The following is a 1,837-nucleotide window of genomic DNA, read 5'->3' on the forward strand; positions in this document are numbered from 1 at the left end:
CGCGTCCGGGCATGGCGTCTCGCGCGCCCCGAGGGGCAGGCCAGACACCATGCCCGGACGCGGCTGTGGCTGACGTGTACAGGCGCGGGAGCGAGACGCCGGACGGGGGAGCGGCTGCACCGCTTTGCGGGCCCGCCCGTCAGTTACCGCGGCGCAGCAGGACGAACGCGCCGCCGATGAGCAGGATCGCCAGACCGCCGACGACCCAGATCGCGGGATTGATGCCGGTGTCCTCACCCGAGGTCTCATCGGCGACGTCCGCCTCGTCGCCGGCCCCGGTGTCGGACCCGCCAGCCGGGGAGGCGTCCCCGCCGGCCCCGCCCGCCACGGTGAAGACCGATGACCCGCTCACCACGTGACCGTCGGACGAGGTCACCCGGTATCCGACGGTGTAGGGGCCGGGCTCGAGTTCATCGACGTCGACAGTGACGGTCTCGCCCGCCACCGAGGGGTCGCCCACGACCCGGTTGGCCCGGTTCTCCCCGGCGGTCACGGCGACGGAGGCGAAGCTCTGGTTGATCTCCTCGTTGAAGGTCAACACGATCTCGTCGGGCGGGGTGTCCAGCTCGGACCCGTCCTCCGGATCGATGGAGACCAATACGGAGTGGGCGACAGCGACCGGGGCGAGCACCACCGCGGGCGCGGCCGCGCCGCCGACCAGGGCGGCAGCGACCGCCACGGACGCCACGCGCCCCCGCAGTGCCGTCACGCCTTGACGCCCAGGCGGGCGAAGATGTCCTTGTTGATGCGGTCGAGCTCGCCCGAGATCGACGAGTGGATCTCGCGCCGCTGCGCGGTGGGCGTGGTCTCGGCGGTCTCGACCGCGGTCCGCAGGTCGGTGAGCCGGGTCCGGGTGGAGGCGATGAAGTCCTTGACCTCCCGCTCGCTCCCGCGGCTCGTGTCGAGCTGGTCGAGGGTCTGCTCGAGGCGGACGATCCGCACGCCGAGGGCGGCGCCGGGACCGGTGGCGTTGATGCCGGCGGCCTCGAGGTCCACGCCTCCGGGGCCGGAGGGCTTGCCGGCCGATCCCTGCACGTTGGAGACGGCCTTGTAGACCATCGGCAGCAGCACCGGGGTGGCGACCTTGGCCATGCTCAGCCACCGCTGCAGGTCATCCTTGTTGAGCTTGGTGCCCTCGAGCTTCTTGAGTTCCATCTCGGCGAGCTGGTACTCGTGCTTGCGGCCGGCGGAGTCGATCTTCTCGGCGAGCTTGCGGTCCTTGGCCAGCAGCTTGGCCTCGCGCTTGATGGTGGCGCGTTCCTGCTTGGCGTGGACCTTCTCGTTCTTGCGGTTCCGCTTGGCGGATCTGCGGTCGAGCTTGTCACGCTTCTCGGCCCGCTTCTCGGCGCGCCTCGCCTTGCGGTCGGCGTTCTTGCGCTCGAGCTTGGCGCGTTCCTTGGCCTCGGCCAGTTCCACGCGGTGCGCCTCCTTGGCCTTCTTCCGCGTCTCCTTGGCCGCGAGCTTGGCCTCCTTCATGGCCGTGGACTTGAGCGCCGAAGCATGGGCGCGGAGTTCGGCACGCTTGTCGCGGTAGGTCGTCAGCTTGCCCATGGGCGTCGATCCTTCTCTCGTCGCGGACATCAGGTCTCCAGCCTAGGCGAATCGGCCCGCACTGAGGACCGGACCGTCGTGTGGGCCGCGGCTGGGCCATGATGGACGGCGATGGAGGACGCCGGCAGCACCACGTACCGCGCCCCCGATGCGGCGGTGGTGGGGCCGGCCTCGGGGGCCAGATGTCTGCACCGCGTGGCCCGGGAACGTGATGCGCGACCGGGGTGGTGGCGGACGGCGCCGCTCGACGAGGGCGTGCGTCTGCGGGCGATGGCGGCGGCCGATC

The 1,837-nt window shown here is 71.2% G+C and carries 2 protein-coding genes; both read right to left on the minus strand.

The genetic code is table 11. The features are described from left to right. Nucleotides 1–139: 139 nt before the first annotated feature. Entirely contained in the window at nt 140–709 is a 570-nt protein-coding gene (locus G6028_RS15700) for a copper resistance protein CopC (protein WP_182659430.1), read from the minus strand. After that, nucleotides 706–1,551, minus strand: a complete 846-nt coding sequence (locus tag G6028_RS15705) for a DUF6474 family protein (protein ID WP_182659431.1) — start codon at nt 1,549–1,551, stop codon at nt 706–708. The genes G6028_RS15700 and G6028_RS15705 overlap by 4 nt, the downstream gene beginning before the upstream one ends. Nucleotides 1,552–1,837 lie beyond the last annotated feature (286 nt).

Origin of the sequence: Dietzia cercidiphylli, assembly GCF_014145145.1 — a bacterium.
GTDB lineage: Bacteria > Actinomycetota > Actinomycetes > Mycobacteriales > Mycobacteriaceae > Dietzia > Dietzia natronolimnaea.

Bases quoted from the DNA above. Each gene is read 5' to 3' on its own strand.
- G6028_RS15705 (WP_182659431.1), bottom strand. From the start codon at position 1,551: ATGGGCAAGCTGACGACCTACCGCGACAAGCGTGCCGAACTCCGCGCC.